This is a genomic window from Aquitalea palustris, from assembly GCF_003693445.1.
In the GTDB taxonomy this organism is placed as follows: domain Bacteria; phylum Pseudomonadota; class Gammaproteobacteria; order Burkholderiales; family Chromobacteriaceae; genus Aquitalea; species Aquitalea palustris.
The window spans coordinates 1-455 of record NZ_RFAR01000154.1 but is presented as its reverse complement, the minus strand read 5'-3'; the positions used below and the strand labels follow the sequence as shown (position 1 = coordinate 455).

Sequence of the window (455 nt, the reverse complement as noted above, 5' to 3'; positions counted from 1 at the left end):
TGGCCCACCCACAGCCCGCCCAGCACAAACAGCACAATGGTCAGCACGCCAAACAGCATGGCAGCGCTGCGCGCACGTTGCGCCATTTTTTCTTCGGTACGCAGCATCAGGTAGGTGGCACCTTGCAGCAGGATCATGCTGGCCGACACCAGGCCGCACAGCAGGGCAAACGGGTTGAGCAAGGCCCAGAAGCTGCCTTCGTAGAACACGCGCAGGGTGTCGTCGAAATGGAAAGGCACGCCTTGCAGCAGGTTGCCAAAGGCCACACCAAAGATCACCGGCGGCACGAAACCACCGACAAACAGGCCCCAGTCCCAGAAGGCACGCCAGCGCGGGTCTTCGATCTTGCTGCGGTAATCAAAACCCACCGGACGGAAGAACAGGGACCACAACACCGCCAGCATCGCCCAGTAAAAACCGGAGAATGCCGTGGCATAGACAAAGGGCCAGGCGGC

At 60.9% G+C, this 455-nt stretch carries 1 protein-coding gene; it reads right to left on the bottom strand.

The window, feature by feature from the left end:
• Positions 1–455, bottom strand: a 455-nt coding sequence (gene cydB, locus EAY64_RS20110) for a cytochrome d ubiquinol oxidase subunit II (protein WP_103526514.1), incomplete at both ends; no start/stop codon positions are given.